This window comes from Ferrigenium straubiae (assembly GCF_051257895.1).
Taxonomy (GTDB): domain Bacteria; phylum Pseudomonadota; class Gammaproteobacteria; order Burkholderiales; family Gallionellaceae; genus Gallionella; species Gallionella straubiae.
The window spans coordinates 1,127,288-1,148,661 of the sequence record NZ_CP194331.1 but is presented as its reverse complement, the minus strand read 5'-3'; the positions used below and the strand labels follow the sequence as shown (position 1 = coordinate 1,148,661).

Sequence of the window (21,374 nt, the reverse complement as noted above, 5' to 3'; positions counted from 1 at the left end):
CTGCATTCCTTTCGGGTATCCGATTGAAAAAATACTATCCATGCAGGTATGGTTTGCCGGGTTGCATTTTGAGAAAGAGCTCCGATGTTTTGAGAAAGTGTTTCGCATAGCGGCTGCTCAGGCGTGACATCGGCAGCAGGATGAGCAGGTCGGCGGTATTGAATTCCGCATCCCAGGTTGGCTCCCCGCAGATATAGGCGCCGAGTTGCAGATAGCCCTTGATCAGCGGTGGGATCGGCGCGTCGAGATACTGGTTCAGTGCATGCAGCGGCAAGGGGTTGCGCGGGAACACGCTGTATTCGATGGGAGCGGCATAGGCGCGGTGCAGCTTGCGGTAGACGCTGGCCGCGACATGGCCGCCATCCGCCATGCCGATGCTGGCGCAGCCAATCAGGTACTCGTAGCCGTTCCTCGATATGTACTGGGCCAGCCCGCTCCACAGGTGGGTGATGGTCGCACCGTCGCGATAATCCCGGTGCACACAGGAGCGCCCCACTTCGATCATACGGTCGCTGAGATGCAGCAGGCGGATCAGGTCGAACTCGGTCTGTGAATAGTAACCACCGATCTTCTGTGCCCGGTCGGGCGGAAGGATGCGGTAGGTGCCCACCACCCGGTTGCTTTCGCTTTCGCGCACCAGCAGATGGTCGCAGTATTTATCGAAGATATCGCGGTCGATTCCTTCGTTTGCACTGGGCAGGCTTGCGCCCATCTCTTCGGCGAATACCTTGTAGCGCAGGCGCTGAGCTTCCTGTATCTCGGTCTCGTCGCGCGCCAGGCTTGTGATCAGGCGATGTTGGGTTGCGGGTTGGGCATGAGTGTCGAATGCCAGCATTGCATTTCTCCTTTGGTTGAAGATGCATGCAAATTACGGGATTCTTTTTGCAGCGCAGTGACCGCGATATGAAAGGTTTGTGAAATCGTTACTTGGGCGTTTGCACGGGAAGCGGGCGGAGGGGCGGCACATAGGCGGATTGCGCCGAGAGCAGCGTTTCGGCAACGGCGGAGGGTGTTTCCGGTTCCGGTGCGCACCGCATGGCGGAAATGTTCAGCAACTCTTGTGAAATGGCTTCTTGGGCGGCGCGCGCCAGTGCCCTGCGGTTCTCGCCGGTGGCGGGCAACGCAGGGGTGAACGTCAGCAGGGCGTCGAAACGCGGGCTGCGCAGGATGCGCCAGATGGATTGCGCCAGCGTTATATCGCCGGTGAAGGCGGCAGCGGCACTTTGTTTGCCGTTTCCGTCCTGGTAGCGCAGGGCGATCGGGCAAAGCATTGCGCCGGCGTCGATTGCCGGCTGGATATGCGCCGAGTGGAAATGCCCGGCCCGTTTCCCGTCCGTCGTGGTGCCTTCCGGAAACAGGCCGATGCAAACGCCCTGCTTGAGCAGGGTGCTGACATGCCGGTTCGCCGACGCGGCATCTTGGCGCATGGAGCGTTCGATGAAAATGGTGTTGCCGCGTTTGCATAGCCAGCCGATGAGCGGCCAGTCGCGCACTTCCGCCCTGGCGATGAAGCGCGACGGGTATATTGTGTTCAGCACGAAGATATCCAGCCACGAGACGTGGTTGGCGACTACCAGATAGCCGCCCTCGCCGCGCACGGGCCATTGCCCTTCGGTGCGGATGCCGATGCCGAGGATGGACAACAGTTGCCGACTCCATGTTTTCAGGATGCGGCGCCGTGTTGCCTGTTTGAGATGCGGGTAAAAAATTGCCAGCAGCGCCGCGTAAAAAAGATGCAGGGCGAGACGCCCGCCCCTGAACAGGCTAATTGGAAGGCTCGGCGGACGTTTATCCATGATAGGCGTCCGGGAAGGGTTGGGAGTCGGCTATTGCTGGTTGCCGGAGATCGCGCCGCTCGATGAACAGGCTGTTGCCCGGCTTTTTCTTGGCCATTTTTTTGGCGACTGCGGCGGCTTCGGCTATTTCATGATGCGAGTGGAACGACTCCGCAGTAGCCCAAATCACACCTATCGAGAGCGTGGGCGATGGGTGGTGGACAACGCGACCCTGGCGGTCTTCGCTTGAGTAACCGCCGGCGGAGCGATGCCTTTCCTCAAGCAGCATCAGGGCTGTTTGCGCGAAGGAGGATAAGGCCTGGTTGCAGCGTTTCTCCCAGTCCCTGCTTTGCATGACCAGGATGAAATCGTCGCCGCCGATATGGCCGATAAAATCGTTCTGGTGGTCGCAGACACTGTTGAGCAGCTTGCCGGTGAATTGGATCATTTCGTCGCCTTTGCGGTAGCCATACACATCGTTGAAGGGCTTGAAGTTGTCCAGGTCGCAATAGCAGACGGCGAACGATTTGCCGGATTGCAGCAGGAAGTCGATATGCTCGTTGATGGGCACATTGCCGGGCAGCAGGGTCAGCGGGTTGGCGTAACGCGCGGTCTCGATCTGCGCGTTGGTGATTTCGCGCAACAGATCCTGCCCGGTGCCGAGCCCGAGGTAGCGCCCCTGTTCGGTGATGATGAAGCCGTCGGTGAAATGCTTGATCGCCGATTCGCTCAGGAAACTGCTCAATTCGTGGATGGGGGTGGATTTCTCCACCAGCAACGGCTCGGTGTTCATCATGCCCCCACAAGGTTTTTTACCGAGCAGTTCACGCTGGAAAGGCTTGGCGAAGCTGTCCACGAACTCATAGCGGTTGATCAACCCGACCGGGCGTCCGTTCTTGACGACGGGAACGGCGCGCAACTCCTTGTTTGCCGAGAAGCAGGCAAAAACTTTCTCGGCTTCGGCGTCCGGCTGGAACGGCTCGGTATAACGCAACAGCGCTTCCACCGTGATGCTGCGCCTGCTGCCATAGGGTTGTTCGACGACGCCGTTTGCGCCGATCAGGCAGCCGACCTCGGCGGGCGGGTTCAGCGGCGGGACGGGAGCCGGGCGGGCGATGAAATAGCCCTGCCCGCAGGCGATGCCGATGTCGCGTATCACCCTGAATTCGGCGTCCGTTTCGATCCCTTCCGCGATCACCTGCGTGCCGGAGCTCAGGGCGATGCTCTGGATCGACCGGATGAACTGCTGCTTGAGCGGGTCGGCGTTGACGCCCTGCACGAAGTGCATGTCGATCTTCACGAATTCGGGGCGCAGTTCCGACCACAGCCGCAGGCTCGAAAAACCTTCGCCCAGGTCGTCCATCGCGATCTTGAACCCCATGTTGCGGTAGTGCAGCAGCGCATTGCGCATCCCCTCGAAATCGAAGGTGGGCTGGTTTTCGGTGATCTCGATGATGACCCGTTTCGGGTCGATGCCGAGGTTTTCCAGATAGCCCAGCGTTTGCCCGTTCTTGAAGCTGGGATGGGTCAGGGCGTCCGGGCTGACATTCAGGAACAGGTTGCCGGGCAGGTTCTGGGCGGCAAAGGACTCCAGCACAATCTGCCGGCACAGCATCTCGATTTCCAGTGAAAGCCCCTGTTGTTTGGCGGCTGCAAACAGGTTGATCGGCGAATGCAGCGGACTGTCGGCCGGGCCGCGGATCAGCCCCTCGAAGCCGAGGAACGTGCCGTCCGAAATATTCATGATCGGCTGGAATAGCGCGGAAAGGCTGCGTTGATTCAATATGTCCTGAAGCGTTTTCATCGGGTTGCCCTTGTGAGTGGGATGCGCAGCAGGATAGTTGCCGATTGTTGCGGGTGGGTTAAGGCAATGTTGCAGATTGATTACGGCCATTTGCTTGGGGAAAGTGGGGTTGTGCCCGCTAACAATCCTTGTTTGAATTGTGGTGGAGAGCCGGCAGGAGGGGCGCTTTGTTTATTACACGGCGAATTTTGCGGTGATAAACGGCATGGTGGCGTATCTGACGGAAAACTGCTGCGGCGGGAACACGGATGCCTGCAAGCCGAAGTAGCCGGGCTATTAGAGGTGCAGGTCGGCCATATGCCGCAGGAGCCAGATTTAACCAGCCACTAATCCATCGTTTCTTGATGGATTAGTGGATTGGCTATGCAAGACCATCGGGCGATTGCACCCTTCGCGCAGCGAGCTGCGCTCCTACAGGCTGCGTATTTCATCATCAGGGCGGCGCTGGCGACCGTGGTCGGCGTGCTGATCGAGGTGCCGGTGATGCTGCTGGTGGTGAGAATCGCCAATGCCACGCAGGCGTGGTATGGGGGTGCGGCGCGGGAGTGAGAGCGGAAGGGGTTACCCGCGCGTATTCGACTGTGCCTCGAACTGCGTCAGGTCCACCGGCGGCTGCGGTTGCCAGCCTTCCTTGCGGTGTTCCGCGACCACGTTGGTGAAGATGCCGCCGCGCACGTAGAACTTGGCGGTCAGGCGCATGAAGCGTGGCCGGGTAGCGGCGACCAGGTCGTCGAGGATGCGGTTGGTCACGTCCTCGTGGAAGTGCCCCTCGTCGCGGAACGACCAAGTGTAGAGCTTGAGGCTCTTCAGCTCGACGCAGGCCTGGTCGGGGATGTAATCGAGGATCAGCGTGGCGAAGTCTGGCTGGCCGGTCTTGGGGCACAGGCAGGTGAACTCGGGGATTTCCATGTGGATATGGTAATCGCGCCGCGGGTTGGGGTTGGGGAAGGTTTCCAGCGTTTTGCCCGGTTTTGTGCTCATTTGGTCTGCCTGTCAGGTTTATCTAATTATAACGTCGCAAAGCGACACCTTTTCACCCTCGCCCGCTTGCGGGAGAGGGCAGGGGAGAGGGGCGGTTATGGCCGGGGGTGACTTTGATTGCCATGACCGCTAGAATGCTGCGCATTATAAAACGTTACGAAATCCAAATTGCGTCTTTCCCAGATCAAGCTGGCCGGTTTTAAATCCTTCGCTGATCCCACGCACATCGCGCTGCCGGGGCAGATCGTGGGCGTGGTCGGGCCGAACGGCTGCGGCAAGTCGAATGTGATCGACGCGCTGCGCTGGGTGCTGGGCGAATCCAAGGCCTCGGCGCTGCGCGGCGAGACCATGCAGGACGTGATCTTCAACGGATCGAGCAAGCGCAAGCCGGTGTCGCGCGCCAGCGTGGAACTGGTCTTCGACAATTCGCTGGGCAAGGCCGCCGGGCAGTGGTCGAGCTACGCGGAAATTTCCATCAAGCGCGTGCTGCAGCGCGACGGCGAATCCACCTACCACATCAACAACCTGCACGTGCGGCGCAAGGACATTACCGACATCTTCCTCGGCACCGGCCTGGGCCCGCGCGCCTATGCGATCATCGAGCAGGGCATGATCTCGCGCATCATCGAGGCGAAACCCGAGGAGCTGCGCGTGTTCCTCGAGGAGGCGGCGGGCGTTTCCAAATACCGCGACCGCCGTCGCGAGACGGAGTTGCGTCTCGGCGACACGCGCGACAACCTCCTGCGCGTCAGCGACATCCTGCAGGAACTGGAAAAACAACTGGTGCACCTCGGCGAGCAGGCCGAAGTGGCGAAGCAATACCGCACGCTGGAGGCGCAGCGCGACACTACGCAGCACCTGTTCTGGCTCGTGAAGCGGCAGGAGGCCGAAGCGCAGCGCGTCCGGTTCGTGCAGGCGACGGAGAAGACGCGCAACGAGCTGGAGGCGGAAACCGCGCGGCTGCGCGACATCGAAAGCCAGCTCGAAACCGCGCGCAGCGGGCATTACCAGTTTTCCGACGCGCTGCACGTCAAGCAGGGCGAGCTCTACACCGCGAATGCCGAGATCGCGCGGCTGGAGCAGCACATCAAGCATGTCGCCGATCAGCGGAACCGCACGGCGCAGCAGATCGCCAACACCGAGAAGCAGATCGAACAGCAGAAGCACCAGCGCCAGGGCGTGCATTCGCTGCTGGAGCACTGGCAGCGCCAGCAGGACGGTGCGGCGGTCAAGGCCGCCGAGGCCGAGCAGCACGCGCAACTGGAAAGCGCGAACCTGCCGCAGGCCGAAGAGGCGGCGCGCATCGCGCAGGAACGCCACAACGCCTTGCAGCGCGAGCAACTGCAACTGCAGCAGCAACTGCAACTGGCCGACACGCAGCGCGAGCATCTGCAGCGCAACATCCAGCAACTGGAATCGCGCCGCTTGCGCCTGCTGCTGGAAAAGGACAATCTGCCGCGCACCGATGGCGGCGCGCTGCAGCAGGCGCAGCAGCAGATCGCCGAACAGGAGGCGGAGCGCGCCGAACAGGTGGAGAGGCTCGCGCAACTGCAGGAGCAGTTGCCGCTGGCCGACGGCGAACGGCACAACCGGCGCACCGCGTTGCAGCAGCAGGAGCGCCTGCACGCGCAGACCGAGGCGCGCCTGCATGCGCTGCAGCAACTGCAGCAGCATATCGACAGCGACAAGAACCTCAACGCCTGGCTGCAGCAGCGCCAGATCGAAAAACTCCCGCGCCTGTGGCAGTCGATCCGCATCGAGAACGGCTGGGAAGACGCGCTGGAAGCGGTGCTGCGCGAGCGGCTGAACGCGATTGCCATGCCGTCGCTTGCCGATGCCGCCGCATGGAATGACGCGCCGCCGGCGAAGCTCGCGCTGTTTTCCGTAGGTCGAGATTCATCCCGACATGACGAAGCTGTCGGGATGAATCCCGACCTGCGTCCATTGCTGAGTTACGTGCAGTGCCAGGACGAACAGATAAAACCGGTAATGAGCGACTGGCTGACGCATGTCTATGCGGCGGCGGACCTCGCGCAGGCCTATGCGCAGCGCGCGCAATTGCCGGCGGGCGGCTGGTTCGTCACCCCGCAAGGCCATCTGGTCGGCGCGCACAGCGTGCTGTTCCATGCGCCGGACAGCACCTTGCACGGCGTGCTCGCGCGACAGCGCGAGATCGAGCGGCTGGAGCAGGAGCTGGCCGCGCAGAACCGCGATGCGGAGCTTGCCCGGCAGCAGGTTGCCGAGGCCGAGCAGCACTACCAGTCCATCGAGGCGCAGATCGCGCCGCTGCGCAGTGCCGGCAACGAGCTGCAGCAGCGCCTGCACGGCCTGCAGATGCAGTTGCTCAAGCTGAGCCAGGCGCAGGAACGCAGCGCGGAGCGCGCGATGCAGATCGAGCGCGAGATGCAGGAACTCGCCGACCAGCTGGGCGGCGAGCAGCGCCAGCAGCAGGGCGTGGACGAACAGGCGGCAATCCTGCGCGAGCAGATCGCCGCGTTCCATGCGCAGGTGGACGAGGCGCAGCGCCAGGCCAACCATCAGGATCTTGCGTTGCGCGACCAGCGCTCAAGGTCGCAGCAGGCGCAGCATGCGCTGCAGGAGGCGCGTTTCTTCGCCAAGACCTGCATCGAGAAGATTGCCGACCTGCAGCACAACGTCCAGCAGATCACCGAGGCCCTCGCGCAGTTTGAGCAGAACCTCGTGCAACTGCGCGCGGAATTGTCGGGCGGCGAGGACGAAACGGCCAAGCAGCAGTTGCAGACCGCGCTGGAGGCGCGCCAGGCCACCGAACAGGCGCTGGCCGAGGCGCGCAACGCGCTGGAACACGCCACGGTCGGATTGCAGAAGCTTGAGCAGGAGCGTCTCGCCTGCGAGCACCGCCTCAACCCGCTACGCGAAAAGCTCAACGAACTCGCGCTCAAGGAGCAGGAGGCGCGCCTGCACTTCGAGCAGTGGGCGGAGCAGCTGCAGGGCGTGGACGAACAGGCGCTGCTGCCGCTGCTGGAATCCGGCAACAACAAGCCGAATGCGCTGCAGAGTGAGCTGAACCGGCTGAATGCCGACATCGAGGCACTGGGCGCGGTGAACCTCGCCGCGCTCGAAGAGCTGCAGACCGCGACCGAGCGCAAGGCCTACCTGGATGCGCAGGCCGCGGACCTGAACGAGGCGATGGCCACGCTGGAAGAAGCGATCCGCCGCATCGACAAGGAGTCGCGCGACCTGCTGATGGATACCTACAACCAGGTCAACCAGCACCTCGGGGAGATGTTCCCGATCCTGTTCGGTGGCGGCGAGGCGCGCCTGATCCTGACCGGCGAGGAGATCCTCGACAGCGGCGTGCAGGTGATGGCGCAGCCACCGGGCAAGAAGAACAGCTCGATCCACCTGATGTCGGGCGGCGAGAAGGCGCTGACCGCGATCTCCCTGGTGTTCTCGCTGTTCCAGCTCAACCCGGCGCCGTTCTGTCTGCTCGACGAGGTGGACGCGCCGCTCGACGACACCAACACCGAGCGGCTGTGCGCGCTCATCAAGAAGATGTCGCAGCACACCCAGTTCCTGTTCATCAGCCACAACAAGCTCACCATGGAACTCGCGCAGCAGCTGGTCGGCGTGACCATGCAGGAGAAAGGCGTGTCCAACGTCGTCGCGGTGGACATCGAGGAAGCCTTGCGCATGCGCGACGAGCCGATCGCCGCGTAGACCTGCAAACCCCCGCTTGGCGATTGATATCCGCCGGCAAAAACCACACCATCCCCAAGGAAATGCCGGTTCGGCGAACCGGCCGCAGGGCATGCAAAATAGGCCGAATGGCATATATACATTGAACCTGATTTCCGCTACCTTCCCGCGCTGATTCGCGAACTTCGCCAACCCAAAGGCCACCACTGCAATGCGGCAGGCGGCCAGACGGGCAAAAATCAAACATCGACGTTACATCACAAGAGCGCTACCAGCATGAATCCGCACGCATACCGGAAAAGGGCGAGATGAGCCTGCATTCCAGTCACAGAGAACCGATGTTCCGCATTGCCATTGTCATCACGCTGCTGGCGATCGGCGCGGCGTTGACGCTCCCGTTTTCCGTCGTCACCGGCATGCGCAACTTTCCGGGATACCTGCCGCTGCACATGTTGTTTGAGACTTTTGCCCTCGTCGTATCCATGCTGATCTTTGCGGCGGGCTGTCATTCCTATCACCGTAATTTACCCGGCAATATCGTACTGCTTGCCTGTGCATTCCTCGGGGTGGGGCTGCTCAATTTCGCGCACATGCTGTCATATGAGGGCATGCCGGATTTCGTGACGCCGAGCGGCGCGGAGAAGGCGATCGATTTCTGGCTGGCTGAGCGGTCGCTGGCCGCCGTTGCGTTGCTTGCGGCCGTCATTATGCCGTGGCGCCCCTTGACCTCTGCCGTGACCCGCTACAAGCTGTTTGCGGCGGTGGTTTCTGTTACCGCATTTGCCTACTGGCTGATCCTGTCGCATCAGGACGAACTGCCGAGCACCTTCGCTCCGGGACAAGGGCTCACCGCAATCAAGATCGGCTGGGAATACGCGATCATCGCGCTCAATTTCGCCGCCGCGCTGGTGCTGTGGCGACGCATGCGCAAGCCGCTGCCGTTCGATGCGGCGGCGCTGTTCGGCGCGGTGTGCGTGATGGCGTTGAGCGGATTTTTCTTCACGCGCTATGTCAGGGTGGCCGATGTTTACAACCTGATGGGGCATGTGTACAAGGCGATTGCCTACCTGTTCCTGTATCGGGCGATTTTCGTCGAGACGATTGAAAGCCCTTACGGCCGCTTGGGCGCGTCGCAAAACCAACTGCAGGCGACGATCGACGCCATTCCCGACCTGCTGTTCGAGCTCGGGCTGGATGGCCGCTACTACGATTGCCATACCGCGCATCTGGATTTGCTGGCGATGCCTATTGAAGACATGTTGGGGAAAACGGTGGCCGATGTGCTGCCGCCCGATGCGGCAAACGTGGTCATGTCGGCCTTGCGGGAGGCGCAGGAAAGCGGGCGGTCGCATGGCAGGACATTTGAATTGCCGCTTGCGCGAGACAAGCGCTGGTTCGAGCTTTCCGTTTCCCGCAAACCCGTCGGGGCGGGGCAGGAGCCGCGCTTCATCGTTCTGTCGCGCGACATTACCAAGCGCAAACAGGCGGAAGAAACCTTGCGCCGCAACGAGATGAGCCTCGGCATCGCGCGCACCATCGGCAAGATCGGCAGTTGGAGCTTCGACGCCCGCACCGGCCGGGCGGAGCGCTCGGAAGAAATTTGCCGCCTGTTCGGCATCGCGCAACAGCCTGTCATCGACCTTGAGGCGTCGGATATGGAAGCCTTCAATCTTGAAGTCTTTGATCCGGGAATTTTCGTTAAAGCCATTCATCCCGACGACCTCGAACTGTTGCTCAATGCCTGGGGCGAGGCGATGCTGGGTGCGGCTTATGACATCGAGCACCGCATCGTGATCGGCGGGCAAACGCGCTGGATAAGGAATTGCGCCCGGGTCGAGCGCGACGCGGAGGGCAACATCCTTGCGGGCATGGGCATGATGCAGGACATTACCGCGGCCAAGAACGCCCAAGTGGAGATCGAGCGGCTAAGCCGGGCGTATCGCTTGCTGAGCCGGGTGAATGAAGCGATCGTGCGCTCCCGGGACAGAAACGAGCTTTTTACGGCGATCTGCGAGGCCGCCATCGAGTCGGGGCTTTTCCGGTTTGCCTGGATCGGCATGCTGGACGAGAACTGGGTGATACCCGTCGCCCATGCCGGTGTGGAAAAGGATTATCTGCTGAGCAAATTCGACATCCTGCTCGACGACGAGCGCACCGGCAACGGCCCGACCGGCCGGGCGATCCGCGAAGGCGCGCATGCCGTCTGCCAGGATATTGAGCATGACCCGGGCATGATGCCGTGGCGGGATGGGGCGCGGATGCGCGGCTTCCGCGCATCTGCCGCCTTTCCGATCCGTGAAGCGGGCATCGTGGTTGGCGCAATGAACGTCTATGCTGCGGAAACGCAATTTTTTACGGCGGATATCGTCAGCCTGATGCTGGAATTGGCCGCCGATATCTCGTTTTCGCTGGATGCCTTTACCGAACGGGAATGCCGGGAACGGGCGGAAACCGAACTCAAACAGCTCAACCTTGATTTGGAGCGGAGGGTCAAGGAGCGCACCCGCCAGTTGGAAATCATCAACAAGGAGCTCGAAGCGTTCAGTTATTCTGTGTCTCACGACTTGCGTGCGCCATTGCGCAGCATCGACGGTTTCAGCCATATATTGCTGAAAAACTACCATGACAAGCTGGATGCGACGGGAAGGGATTACTTGCAGCGCGTGTGCCGCGCCAGCCAGCGTATGGATCGTCTCATCGACGATTTGTTGCAGCTTTCTCAGGTGGCGCGCGGCCCGCTCAGGCGGGAACCGGTTGATCTGAGCGAAGTTGCGGAGCATGTTGCAGATGACCTTTTCAGGGCGAATCCGGAACGGCAAGTGCGGCTCATTTTGCAGCCCGGCATGCCTGTGAGGGCTGATGCTGGGCTGATGCGTATCGTGATGGACAACATGCTGGGCAATGCCTGGAAATACACCGGCAAGAAAGCCGAGGCGGAAATCGAATTCGGCAAGTGCACCATCGATGGGGAAGAGGTTTTTTTCGTGCGCGATAACGGCGACGGCTTCAACATGGACTATGTCCATAAATTATTCGGCACCTTCCAGCGCCTGCATGGGGCGGATGAGTTTGAGGGAAGCGGAATCGGGCTGGCTACGGTGCAGCGAATCATCCACCGGCATAATGGTAGAGTGTGGGCGGAAGGAAAAGAAGGTCAGGGGGCTACGTTTTACTTTACGTTGCCGCAAAGAGTGAGAAAAACATGAGGCGGCAGAATGAAAAGTGATAAACGCACTATTCTATTGGTGGAGGACAACCCGGATGATGAGGAGCTGATGAGACTGGCCTTCAAGGAATGCAAATTTGCCTATGAACTGGTGGTTGCCAGGGACGGGCAGGATGCCCTGGACTTCCTGTTTGCGGCCGGAAAATATTCGGGAAGAGATGCCTGCGATATGCCGCAACTGGTGCTTCTCGATTTAAAGCTGCCCAAGGTGAACGGGTTGGAAGTGCTCAAGCGGATACGGGCGGATGAGCGGTCCAGGTTCCTGCCGGTCGTAGTGCTGACTTCCAGCAGGGAGGAGCAAGACCTGATCGACAGTTATTCGTTGGGCGCCAACAGTTATATTCAGAAGCCGGTGGACTTCAACCGGTTCATTGATGCGGTGTGCCAGCTCGGCCTGTACTGGCTGGTATGGAATGAAGCTGTGAATACATGCCGTAGATAAAATGCAGCAGAGGCCTTTGCACGTTCTGCTGGTTGAAGACTCGCCGGATGATGCCGGCCTGATCCTTTTCGAACTGAATAATGCGGCTTTCAAGGTTGTCAGCGAAAGGGTGGAGACCGGGGCGGAAATGCGCGCGGCGATGAAGGATGGCAGATGGGATGTGGTCATTTCCGACTTCAGCCTTCCAAGGTTCGGCGCCAATGAAGCCCTGGCGGTGCTGCGCGAAACGGAGGCGGATATCCCTTTCATCATTGTATCCGGCTGCGTAGGCGAAGAACGCGCGGTTTCGTTGATGAGGGAGGGCGCCAGAGATTTCGTCATGAAAGACAAGCTTGCGCGCCTGGTGCCGGCAATCGAGCGCGAATTGCGGGAAGCGGCGATGCGGTGCGAGCACCGGCAGGCGCAGGAAAGACTGCAGGAAAACGAGAGGCTGCTGGATGGGGTTACCGCCACGCTCGGCGAGGGGATATTCGTCCTCAACAGCGAGGGCAGGCTTGTTTTCATGAACCCGGAGGCCGAACGGCTGCTGGGATGGACGGCGTGCGAGTTGCGCGGCAAGGATATGCACCGGTTTATCCATTCGCAGAAGCAGGATGGCCCGCCCTTGCCGGAATCCTGTTGCGGGGTGCTCGGAGTGTTGAGGAGCGGAGGGGTGTGCAGGACGGAGGATGATGCCTTCCTGCGCAAGAACGGATCGCTCATGCCGGTGTCCTTTGTCGCCAGCGCCATCATGGAGAACGGCAAGGCCGTCGCTTCCGTGGTCGCCTTTCAGGACATCAGCCGGCGCAAGCAGGCCGAGCGCGAGTTGCTGGAGTCGCGTGAACAGTTGCGGGAACTGCTATCCTATTCGCAGACTGTGCGCGAGGAGGAAAGAACGCGGATTGCGCGTGAACTGCACGACGAACTCGGGCAAATGCTGACGGGAGTCAAGCTCGATGCAATGTGGCTCACGAAACATTTGCCAAGGGAGCAGCCGGGCATGGCGGAAAAGGTTGCCTCCATGTCGAAGCTGATCGACGAGACGCTGGATGCAATGCGCAGGGTGGCGGCGGATTTGCGGCCGATGATGCTGGACGACCTGGGTCTGGCGGCGGCGCTCGAATGGCTGGTCGAGGATTTCGGCGAACGAACGAATACCAATATTCGGCTGGAAATCGATACGGAGCAAAGGGACGGCAACTGCCGGGATGCCGGGAGCCTGGGTGCGGAAGTGTCCACCGCCGCTTTCCGGATCGTGCAGGAATCCCTTACCAATGCCGCGCGCCATGCACAAGCCGAGGAGGTGCTGATTTCGCTGGGGTGCTACGATGGCAAACTCCTGCTCATGGTGGCGGACAACGGGAAGGGAATGGGTTTGGCGGGCGAAAAGGGGGGCAATTCGCTGGGCATCATAGGGATGCGGGAGCGCGCTCACAGCCTGGGCGGGAACTTCCATTTGTTCAGCACGCCGGGAGGAGGCACTACGGTGCTGACCATCATCCCGGTAAAGCCGGATGATTTTGCGGGATTGGACGAATGATACGGATACTGATTGCCGACGATCATGCGATCGTGCGGAGCGGTTTAAGACAACTGTTGTTCGAGCAGGGCGATTTCATCGTTGAGGGCGAGGCCGCCAACGGGGTGGAAATGCTCAGGCTGTTGCGCGAACAGCCGTTCGATGTGGCGCTGATGGATATGTCCATGCCCGGCCGGAGCGGGACTGAATTGGTCAGGCTGGCCAAGGCCGAAAAGCCGAAGCTGGCAATCCTGGTGCTCAGCATGCACAAGGAGGAACAGTATGCAGTCAGGGCGCTGAAGGCCGGTGCATCAGGCTACATGACCAAGGAAAGCGCACCGGACCAGCTGGTTGCGGCGATCCGGAAAGTCGCCGGCGGTGGCGTATTCATCAGCCCTGGGGTCGCCGAGCGGCTGGCGCTTGAACTTGGCTGCAATCACAACCCCGCTTCCCATACGCTGCTTTCCGATCGTGAGTACCAGATTTTCCGGATGATTGTTGCCGGTATGCCGGTCGGCGGTATCGCCGATGAACTGTCGTTGAGCGTGAAAACCATCAGCACGCACAAGACCAGAATCCTGCAGAAAATGAAAATGGCCAGTAGCGCCGAATTGATCCATTACGCCATCCGCCACCAATTGGTGGAGATGCCGGGCGATCTATAGATAGATAGATAGTTTGGTTGTATCACGGCCCCGTTTGCCCTGTAGGATTATTCCTACCCGCCTCACTTCCTGACTTCCTACTGGAACTTTAAATATCGTCCGATAGTTTCTTTCCTGTCGGCACGTCAATATGCCGCGCCCCCCGATATATAAAAAATATGGCACATGTTGTGAGCATTCGTTGCGGAAAGCCAGCAGGCTGATTTTGGGCCAATGCATGCAGGATGTGAGGAGGGGGAGACTGGGTGAAATGGGAGCATGGCTATAAGTTCAAAAAAATACTGGGCCTACACGGCGGTTCCGGCGGTAACAGGGATAATCGGTTTGGCAGTTATCGGCGGCTTCACTTGGCAGGCCGCTATTGCCATTCTCGCAATTCTGCTTTCCACCGTTGCCGGTTGCACATTCCTTTCCGGCCGGCATGCCGCCGATATCGAATCCGTTAAAAAAACCATCCAGGCAGAAGCCGATGCGGCATTCAGGGCGCAAACGGGGGATTATCTCCTCAGCCTGCAAATGCTGGGCCGCGATGTCGTGCCGGTATGGGTGCGCCAGGTCGAAACCGGCAGGAGCCAGATGGAGACTGCCATTCTCGACCTGATGGTGCGTTTCTCCGGCATCGTGGACAAGCTGGATGCGGCGCTGAAGGCATCCGAAGCGGCATCCGAAGGCATAGACGGCGGCCTGGTAAGCGTGTTCACCAGCGGCGAGAAGGAACTGGGTGCGGTGGTCAGTTCGCTGCGCGATGCGATGCGGCATAAGGAAACCATGCTCGCCGAGATCAGCGAGCTGCTGCAATTCATCGCCGAACTGGAAAAAATGGCCATCGACGTGGCGGGCATCGCCGACCAGACCAACCTGCTGGCGCTGAACGCCGCCATCGAGGCGGCGCGGGCAGGCGAAGCGGGACGGGGATTTGCGGTGGTGGCTGACGAGGTGAGGAAGCTTTCCACGCTTTCCAAGGAAACCGGCAAGCAGATCAGCGAAAAAGTAAAGGTCATCAGCGCCGCGATCAGCGCGGCGGTAAATACATCCGAACAGACTGCGGCAGGCGAGGCGAGAGCGCTGATTGCTTCGGAAACCGCAATCAGCAGCGTGCTGGGCAATTTCAAACAGGTTACCGACGGGCTTTCCGAGTCGAGCGGCATCCTGCGCAAGGAAAGCGACGGCATCAAGGACGAGGTTGCGATGTCGCTGGTGCAGCTCCAGTTCCAGGATCGCGTCAGCCAGATATTGAGCCATGTGCGCGACAACATCGGCAGCCTGCCGGGTTATCTGGAGAAAAGCCAGACGGAATTCGAATGCAACGGCAGGCTCGAGCCGGTCGCCGCCGGGCAGCTATTGCAGGAAATCGAGAGCACCTATGCGATGGCGGAAGAACATGGCAACCATGGCGGCAAGATTCAAGCAGCACCTAATGCATCTGAGATTTCATTTTTCTAGGAGGGCGAGATGGCAAAAACAATACTCGTGGTGGACGATTCCGCATCGCTGCGCCAAGTGGTGGGCATTGCGCTCAAGGGCGCGGGCTACGACGTGCTCGAGGCGTGCGACGGCAAGGACGCGCTGTCCAAGCTGAACGGGCAGAAAATCCACCTCATCATCAGCGACGTCAACATGCCCAACATGGACGGCATCACCTTCGTGACCGAGGCGAAGAAGCTGCCGGACTACAAGTTCACCCCGATCATCATGCTGACGACCGAATCCGGCGAAGGCAAGAAATCCGCAGGCCAGGCGGCCGGCGCCAAGGCTTGGGTGGTCAAGCCCTTTCAGCCCGCGCAGATGCTGGCCGCGGTATCCAAACTGATCATGCCGTAAGGTTGAAAGGGATAACGCCATGAACGTCAATGTCGTAAATGAAAACGGAATCTGCCGCATCGGCATCGATGGGGAAATGACCATTTACTCCGCGGCGCAGGTAAAGGAAAGCCTGCTCGCCGCGATGGCGGCTTGCAATGAAATCGAGATGAATCTGGCGTATGTCAGTGAAATCGATGCGGCCGGATTGCAGTTGCTGGCGCTGGCCAAGCGCGAGGCGGCGGAAGGTAACAAGCCGCTGCATTTCGTTGCGCACAGCCAGGCGGTGCTGGACATGCTGGATTTGTGCAACCTGGCGGGTGTATTTGGCGATCCGGTGGTGATTTCGTCTGCACAAGGTTGAACGGTGGCAAATTTCCGGAAGGGCAAACGATGCCATTGGTGCTGAATTTAACTGAATGTGCGGGGAGTGATGGTCCGGAAATGAAGGCAGGGGTAAGGCAGATCATTGCAGGAGGCCTGGAAATATCCATCGACACATACCGTGTGAAGGCAAACGGCATCCTTGTCTTGCTGAGGCCGGCGGAATTCCGCCTGCTATTTTTTTTCATGAGCCACCCCGAACGGGTGCATAGCCGCAGCCAGTTGGTGGATCAGGCGTGGAGCAGAAAAGTGTTGGTCGGAGTGCGTACGGTGGACGTGCATATCCGGCGTCTGCGCGCCGCACTGGAGCCGTTCGGGCTGGATGGTCTGATCCAGACCGTGCACGGAAGCGGTTATCGCTTTTCCGGCATCCGGAATGGTTCTGAAAAGCGGGACGAGAAATCGATGCAGAGTACATATGCAGTTTTGATGAACACGGTGGCCCATGCGCCATCTGCCGTTTTGGGCTGAAAGGTAGAACATGAATCTCGACGAAGCATTGCACACCTTTATCGCGGAAAGCCGCGAGCTGCTGCAGGACATGGAGGATGCGCTGTTGCGTATCGAGCAATCTCCCGAGGATGAGGAGCTGATCAACGCCATCTTCCGCGCCGCACACACCATCAAGGGATCGGCCGGGCTGTTCGGCTTGGACTATATCGTCGCCTTCACGCATGTCGCGGAGAGCGTGCTGGACCGCGTGCGCAACGGCGAATTGCGCATCGAGGGAGAGCTGGTTGCAGTGCTGCTTTCCAGTTGCGATCATCTCGCGGAACTGATCGAGTATCTGGCTGCGGGGGGTGTCGAGCCAACGGAGGAAATCCAGGAAAAGAGCAAGGCGGTTGTCGCATGCTTGAGCGATTATCTGGGCGGCGACACGGCAAAAACGACCAAGGCGACGATGCCGGTAGAGCATGAGCACTCCTTTACCAGCGAAGGCGGCGGCGAGGTCGAGACCGACCTGTGGCATATTTCGCTGCGCTTCGGCAAGGACGTGCTGCGCAACGGCATGGACCCGCTGTCCTTCATCCGCTACCTGAGCACGCTGGGCGACATCCAGCATATCGTCACCCTGCTGAACAATATCCCATCGGCCGGGGAGATGGACCCGGAAAGCTGTTACCTCGGCTTTGAGATCAGCTTCGAGAGCAATGCCGACAAGGCCACCATCGAAGGTGTATTCGAATTCGTGCGCGAGGACTGCATGATCCGCATCCTTCCGCCGCGCAGCAAGATCACCGATTATTTGCGGCTCATCTCAGAATTGCCCGAAGAAGACCTGCGCGTCGGCGAAATGCTGCTGCGCTGCGGCACGCTGACCCAGTTGGAGCTGGATGCCGCGCTGCGCTTGCAGCACGGTGACGGCACGGCGCCGCCGCGCCCACTCGGCGAAGTGCTGGTGGAGGCGCATATGGTGCAGCAGCCGGTAATGGAAGCCGCTCTGGACAAGCAGAAACAGGTCAAGGAACACAAGAGCGCCGAAGCCAACCTGATCCGCGTCGATGCCGACAAACTGGATGGTCTCATCAACCTGGTCGGCGAGCTCATCATCGCCGGCGCCGGCACCAACCTGATCGCCGAGCGCAACGGCGATGCCGACCTGCTCGAAGCGACCGCCACATTATCCCGGTTGGTGGAAGAGGTGCGCGATTCCGCGCTCAAGCTGCGCATGGTGCAGATCGGCGGAACCTTCAACCGCTTCCAGCGCGTGGTGCGCGACGTGAGCAGGGAGTTGGGCAAGGACATCGACCTGGTCATCAGCGGCGCGGAAACCGAGCTCGACAAGACCGTGGTGGAAAAAATCGGCGATCCGCTGACCCATCTGGTGCGCAACTCGATGGATCACGGCATCGAATCTGCGGAGGTGCGCATCGCGCGCGGCAAGCCGGCCAAGGGCACGCTCAAGCTCAATGCCTACCACGATGCCGGCAGCATCGTCATAGAGGTTTCCGATGACGGCGGCGGCCTCAACAAGCAGCGCATCCTCAAGAAGGCCATCGAGCGCGGGCTGGTGAACGAAGGGGACAACCTCAGCGACCGCGAAATCTACAACCTGATCTTCGAGGCGGGCTTCTCCACCGCCGAGACAATCAGCAATCTCTCCGGGCGCGGCGTCGGGATGGATGTGGTCAAGCGCAACATCACCGCGTTGCGCGGCACGGTAAACCTGGACAGCGAGGAAGGCCAGGGCGCGACGGTGCGCATCCGTCTGCCGCTCACGCTCGCGATCATCGACGGTTTCCTGGTCGGCGTCGGCAACTCCGTTTACGTTGTGCCGCTCGACATGGTGGTGGAATGCATCGAGCGCGCCGCCTGGGAGAACTCGGGCGGCGACGGGCGTTACCTCAACCTGCGCGGCGAAGTGCTGCCCTATCTCAGGCTGCGTGAGCACTTCGAGGTGGAGGGCGAACCCGCGCGGCGCGAGAACGTCGTGGTGGTCAGGTACGGCGAGCACAAGGCCGGACTGGTGGTGGACCGGTTGATGGGTGAATTCCAGACCGTCATCAAGCCGCTCGGCAAGGTGTTCAACCGGGTCAGCGGCATCGGCGGCTTCACCATCCTGGGCAGCGGCGAGGTCGCCTTGATCCTCGATGTACCGGGGCTGATGGGGCAGGTGGCCGTGCGTTCCGGCGGCACGGCAGTGGAGCAGGCGACGTAGGCCGGGAGTCAACGCAACGCGCGTCGCTCGGGTTTCTGCGGGAACGGTTGGATCGGGATTGTTGCTTTATCGGTTTTTTGCGGGAGCCCGCCTGGGAATGGGTAAGCGTGAAGTGGAGTGGTTGTAATTTTTAGGGAGAAAATAATGTTAAAAAATTTACGTATCGGGATGCGGCTCGGACTCGGCTTCGGTTTAGTCGTGCTGCTCCTTGTGATAATTTCCGCCGTTTCGTATGTGCGGGTAAACCAGCTTAACGACAACATCACCGACATGGTCACCGACAAGTTCCCCAAGACGGTTTGGGCAAATAACACCGTCGACGGGGTCAATACCATCGCCCGCGCCATGCGCAATATGGCGCTGGTAAAAAGCAGCGAAGACGTGGCGAACGAACTTGCCCGGATTGGTGAGGCGAAAAATACAATCAACGAGAACCTCGGCAAGCTGGAGAAGACGGTCCGTTCCGAAGAAGGCAAGAAGTTGTTCGGTGCAGTAACGGATGCGCGCGCGATCTATGTCGTGGACCAGGAAAAGTTCCTGGAATTGATGAAGGCCGGAAAGCGCGATGAAGCCGTCGATCTGATGCTCACCAAAATACGCAAATCGCAGCGCGACTATACCGGTGCGGTTACAGCGCTGATCGACTATCAGACCGCCTCGATGAATAAGGTGGGCGATGAAGCCAACGCCCTGGCGACAGAGACCGAACGCCTGATCCTGATTCTGGCCGCTGGCGCGATCCTGATCGCCTTCGGTTTTGCCTTCTGGGTTACCCGCAGCATCACCCGGCCGCTGAACGTGGCGGTGGGCGTGGCCAACCAGTTGGCGGACGGCGACATGACGGCGAAGATCGAAGTGGTGAGCAAGGACGAAACCGGCCAGTTGCTCTCTGCTATGCAGAACATGACCGGCAAGCTGTCGCAGATCATCGGCGAAGTTCGCGGCGCGGCGGATGCGCTGTCGAGCGCGTCGGAAGAAGTCTCGGCGACGGCGCAGAGCATGAGCCAGGCGACCTCGGAGCAGGCGGCGAGCGTGGAAGAGACCTCGGCCTCGGTCGAACAGATGTCCGCCTCGATCAACCAGAACACCGAAAACGCCAAGGTCACGGACGGCATGGCATCGACGGCGGCCAAACAGGCGGTTGCGGGCGGCGAAGCGGTGACGCAGACCGTGGGTGCGATGAAACAGATCGCGGGCAAGATCGGCATCATCGACGACATCGCCTATCAGACCAACCTGCTGGCGCTGAACGCCGCGATCGAAGCGGCGCGTGCCGGGGAACACGGCAAGGGCTTCGCGGTGGTTGCAGCCGAAGTCAGGAAGCTTGCGGAGCGCAGCCAGGTCGCGGCGCAGGAAATCGGCGAACTCGCCAGCGGCAGCGTAGAGAAGGCCGAAAGCGCAGGCAAGCTGCTGAATGAAATCGTTCCGGCGATCAGCAAGACATCCGATCTGGTGCAGGAGATTGCCGCGGCGTCGGAAGAACAATCGGCGGGAGTCGGCCAGGTCAACACCGCGATGGAGCAACTCAACCAGATCACCCAGCAGAACGCATCGAGCAGCGAGGAGCTGGCGGCGACGGCGGAGGAGATGAGCGGCCAGGCGACGCAGCTGCAGAACCTCATGGCGTTCTTCAAGGTGGATGGCACGGCTTCCGTGGCACTGGCAAAGAATACTCCCGCAGCACCCAAGGCCGCAGCGGGCAAGCCGACCGCAGAGAGGCAGCATCCCGCGCCCAAGCTCGCATTGGCGGCGGCAGGGGCAGGCGGCGGTTTCGTGAAGTTCTAGGGGCGAGGCTCTCCCTTCCCCAAAGTGGCGAGGGGAGCCCCTGTAGGTCGGGCTTCAGCCCGACATGTCGGGTTAAAACCCGACCTACAACAACCTACAACTTTCAGAAAAGGAACAGACATGAACGCAGTCGCACAAATCAACAAGAGCCTGCCAGCCGCGGCAAACGCCGCCGCGCAACAGGATCAGCAGCAATACCTCACTTTCATGCTGGGCGGCGAGACCTATGCGATGGGCATCCTGGCGATCAAGGAGATCATCGAGTACGGCAACCTCACCGAGGTGCCGCGTATGCCGGATTTCATCCGCGGCGTGATCAACCTGCGCGGCGCGGTGGTGCCGGTGATCGACCTCGGCGCGCGCTTCGGCAAGCGCGCCACCGATATCACGCGGCGCACCTGCATCGTCATCATCGAGGTGGCGAACGGCGAGGAGACCCAGGACATCGGCGTGATGGTCGATGCGGTGAACGAGGTGCTGGAAATTTCCGCCGGCGAAATCGAACCGGCGCCTTCCTTTGGCGCCAATATCCGCGCTGATTTTATCGACGGCATGGGAAAAATCGAAGGCAAGTTCGTCATCATCCTCAACATCCAGCAGGTGCTGTCGGTGGATGAAATTGCCACCCTGGCCGGGGTGGGCGGCGGCGAGGCTCATACGCAGTAATCGCATTGCAG

Annotated in this window: 17 protein-coding genes and 1 pseudogene; 14 read left to right on the top strand and 4 right to left on the bottom strand. The window is 60.4% G+C overall.

Annotation, left to right across the window (positions count from 1 at the left end):
• Positions 1–34 precede the first annotated feature (34 nt).
• From ACRRNM_RS05295 to ACRRNM_RS05285, 3 genes are all read right to left on the bottom strand, one after another.
• Complete coding sequence (locus ACRRNM_RS05295) at positions 35–835, bottom strand: GNAT family N-acetyltransferase (protein ID WP_435627195.1); 801 nt, start codon at positions 833–835, stop codon at positions 35–37.
• Between the two features lie 88 nt (positions 836–923).
• Positions 924–1,796 (bottom strand): lysophospholipid acyltransferase family protein, encoded by an 873-nt coding sequence (locus tag ACRRNM_RS05290; protein ID WP_435627194.1) that lies wholly within the window; start codon positions 1,794–1,796, stop codon positions 924–926.
• Entirely contained in the window at positions 1,789–3,579 is a 1,791-nt protein-coding gene (locus tag ACRRNM_RS05285) for an EAL domain-containing protein (protein WP_435627193.1), read from the bottom strand. The genes ACRRNM_RS05290 and ACRRNM_RS05285 overlap by 8 nt, the downstream gene beginning before the upstream one ends.
• A 66-nt stretch (positions 3,580–3,645) precedes the next feature.
• On the opposite strand from ACRRNM_RS05285, the gene ACRRNM_RS05280 reads away from it, so the two are divergent.
• Positions 3,646–3,909 carry a hypothetical protein gene (locus ACRRNM_RS05280; protein WP_435627192.1) on the top strand — a complete coding sequence of 88 codons (264 nt, stop codon included), beginning with the start codon at positions 3,646–3,648 and terminating at the stop codon, positions 3,907–3,909.
• Between the two features lie 33 nt (positions 3,910–3,942).
• Positions 3,943–4,128 (top strand): hypothetical protein, encoded by a 186-nt coding sequence (locus ACRRNM_RS05275; RefSeq protein ID WP_435628695.1) that lies wholly within the window; start codon positions 3,943–3,945, stop codon positions 4,126–4,128.
• 12 nt (positions 4,129–4,140) lie between these two features.
• Here the strand turns inward: ACRRNM_RS05275 and queF are convergent, their stop codons facing one another.
• On the bottom strand, positions 4,141–4,560 hold the full coding sequence (gene queF, locus ACRRNM_RS05270; protein WP_435627191.1) for a preQ(1) synthase: 420 nt from the start codon (positions 4,558–4,560) through the stop codon (positions 4,141–4,143).
• Between the two features lie 168 nt (positions 4,561–4,728).
• Here queF and smc point away from each other — a divergent pair, with 168 nt between their 5' ends.
• The 12 genes and pseudogenes from smc (at position 4,729) to ACRRNM_RS05210 (ending at position 21,363) form a co-directional block, all read left to right on the top strand.
• Complete coding sequence (smc, locus tag ACRRNM_RS05265; protein WP_435627190.1) at positions 4,729–8,259, top strand: chromosome segregation protein SMC; 3,531 nt, start codon at positions 4,729–4,731, stop codon at positions 8,257–8,259.
• Positions 8,260–8,576: 317 nt separating this feature from the next.
• Positions 8,577–11,444 (top strand): MASE3 domain-containing protein, encoded by a 2,868-nt coding sequence (locus tag ACRRNM_RS05260; protein ID WP_435627189.1) that lies wholly within the window; start codon positions 8,577–8,579, stop codon positions 11,442–11,444.
• Between the two features lie 9 nt (positions 11,445–11,453).
• The gene (locus ACRRNM_RS05255; protein ID WP_435627188.1) at positions 11,454–11,906 is read left to right on the top strand and encodes a response regulator; all 453 of its coding nucleotides are present in this window, start codon (positions 11,454–11,456) and stop codon (positions 11,904–11,906) included.
• Positions 11,907–11,922: 16 nt separating this feature from the next.
• Positions 11,923–13,425, top strand: a complete 1,503-nt coding sequence (locus ACRRNM_RS05250) for a histidine kinase (RefSeq protein ID WP_435627187.1) — start codon at positions 11,923–11,925, stop codon at positions 13,423–13,425.
• Positions 13,422–14,069, top strand: coding sequence for a response regulator (locus ACRRNM_RS05245; RefSeq protein ID WP_435627186.1), 648 nt, complete (start codon positions 13,422–13,424; stop codon positions 14,067–14,069). Before ACRRNM_RS05250 ends, ACRRNM_RS05245 begins: the two co-directional genes overlap by 4 nt.
• Positions 14,070–14,327: 258 nt before the next feature.
• A complete protein-coding gene (locus ACRRNM_RS05240; protein WP_435627185.1) occupies positions 14,328–15,512 on the top strand; it encodes a methyl-accepting chemotaxis protein in 1,185 nt (394 codons plus the stop codon).
• 9 nt (positions 15,513–15,521) lie between these two features.
• The gene (locus ACRRNM_RS05235; protein ID WP_435627184.1) at positions 15,522–15,890 is read left to right on the top strand and encodes a response regulator; all 369 of its coding nucleotides are present in this window, start codon (positions 15,522–15,524) and stop codon (positions 15,888–15,890) included.
• Positions 15,891–15,909: 19 nt separating this feature from the next.
• Positions 15,910–16,233, top strand: a complete 324-nt coding sequence (locus ACRRNM_RS05230; RefSeq protein ID WP_435627183.1) for an STAS domain-containing protein — start codon at positions 15,910–15,912, stop codon at positions 16,231–16,233.
• Between the two features lie 113 nt (positions 16,234–16,346).
• A pseudogene (locus tag ACRRNM_RS05225) lies at positions 16,347–16,619 on the top strand (winged helix-turn-helix domain-containing protein); the annotation flags it as partial.
• A 115-nt stretch (positions 16,620–16,734) separates the two neighbouring features.
• Entirely contained in the window at positions 16,735–18,912 is a 2,178-nt protein-coding gene (locus ACRRNM_RS05220; RefSeq protein WP_435627182.1) for a chemotaxis protein CheW, read from the top strand.
• A gap of 144 nt (positions 18,913–19,056) precedes the next feature.
• Positions 19,057–20,697 (top strand): methyl-accepting chemotaxis protein, encoded by a 1,641-nt coding sequence (locus ACRRNM_RS05215; RefSeq protein WP_435627181.1) that lies wholly within the window; start codon positions 19,057–19,059, stop codon positions 20,695–20,697.
• Between the two features lie 120 nt (positions 20,698–20,817).
• Positions 20,818–21,363 (top strand): chemotaxis protein CheW, encoded by a 546-nt coding sequence (locus ACRRNM_RS05210; protein ID WP_435627180.1) that lies wholly within the window; start codon positions 20,818–20,820, stop codon positions 21,361–21,363.
• The last annotated feature ends 11 nt before the right edge of the window (positions 21,364–21,374 follow it).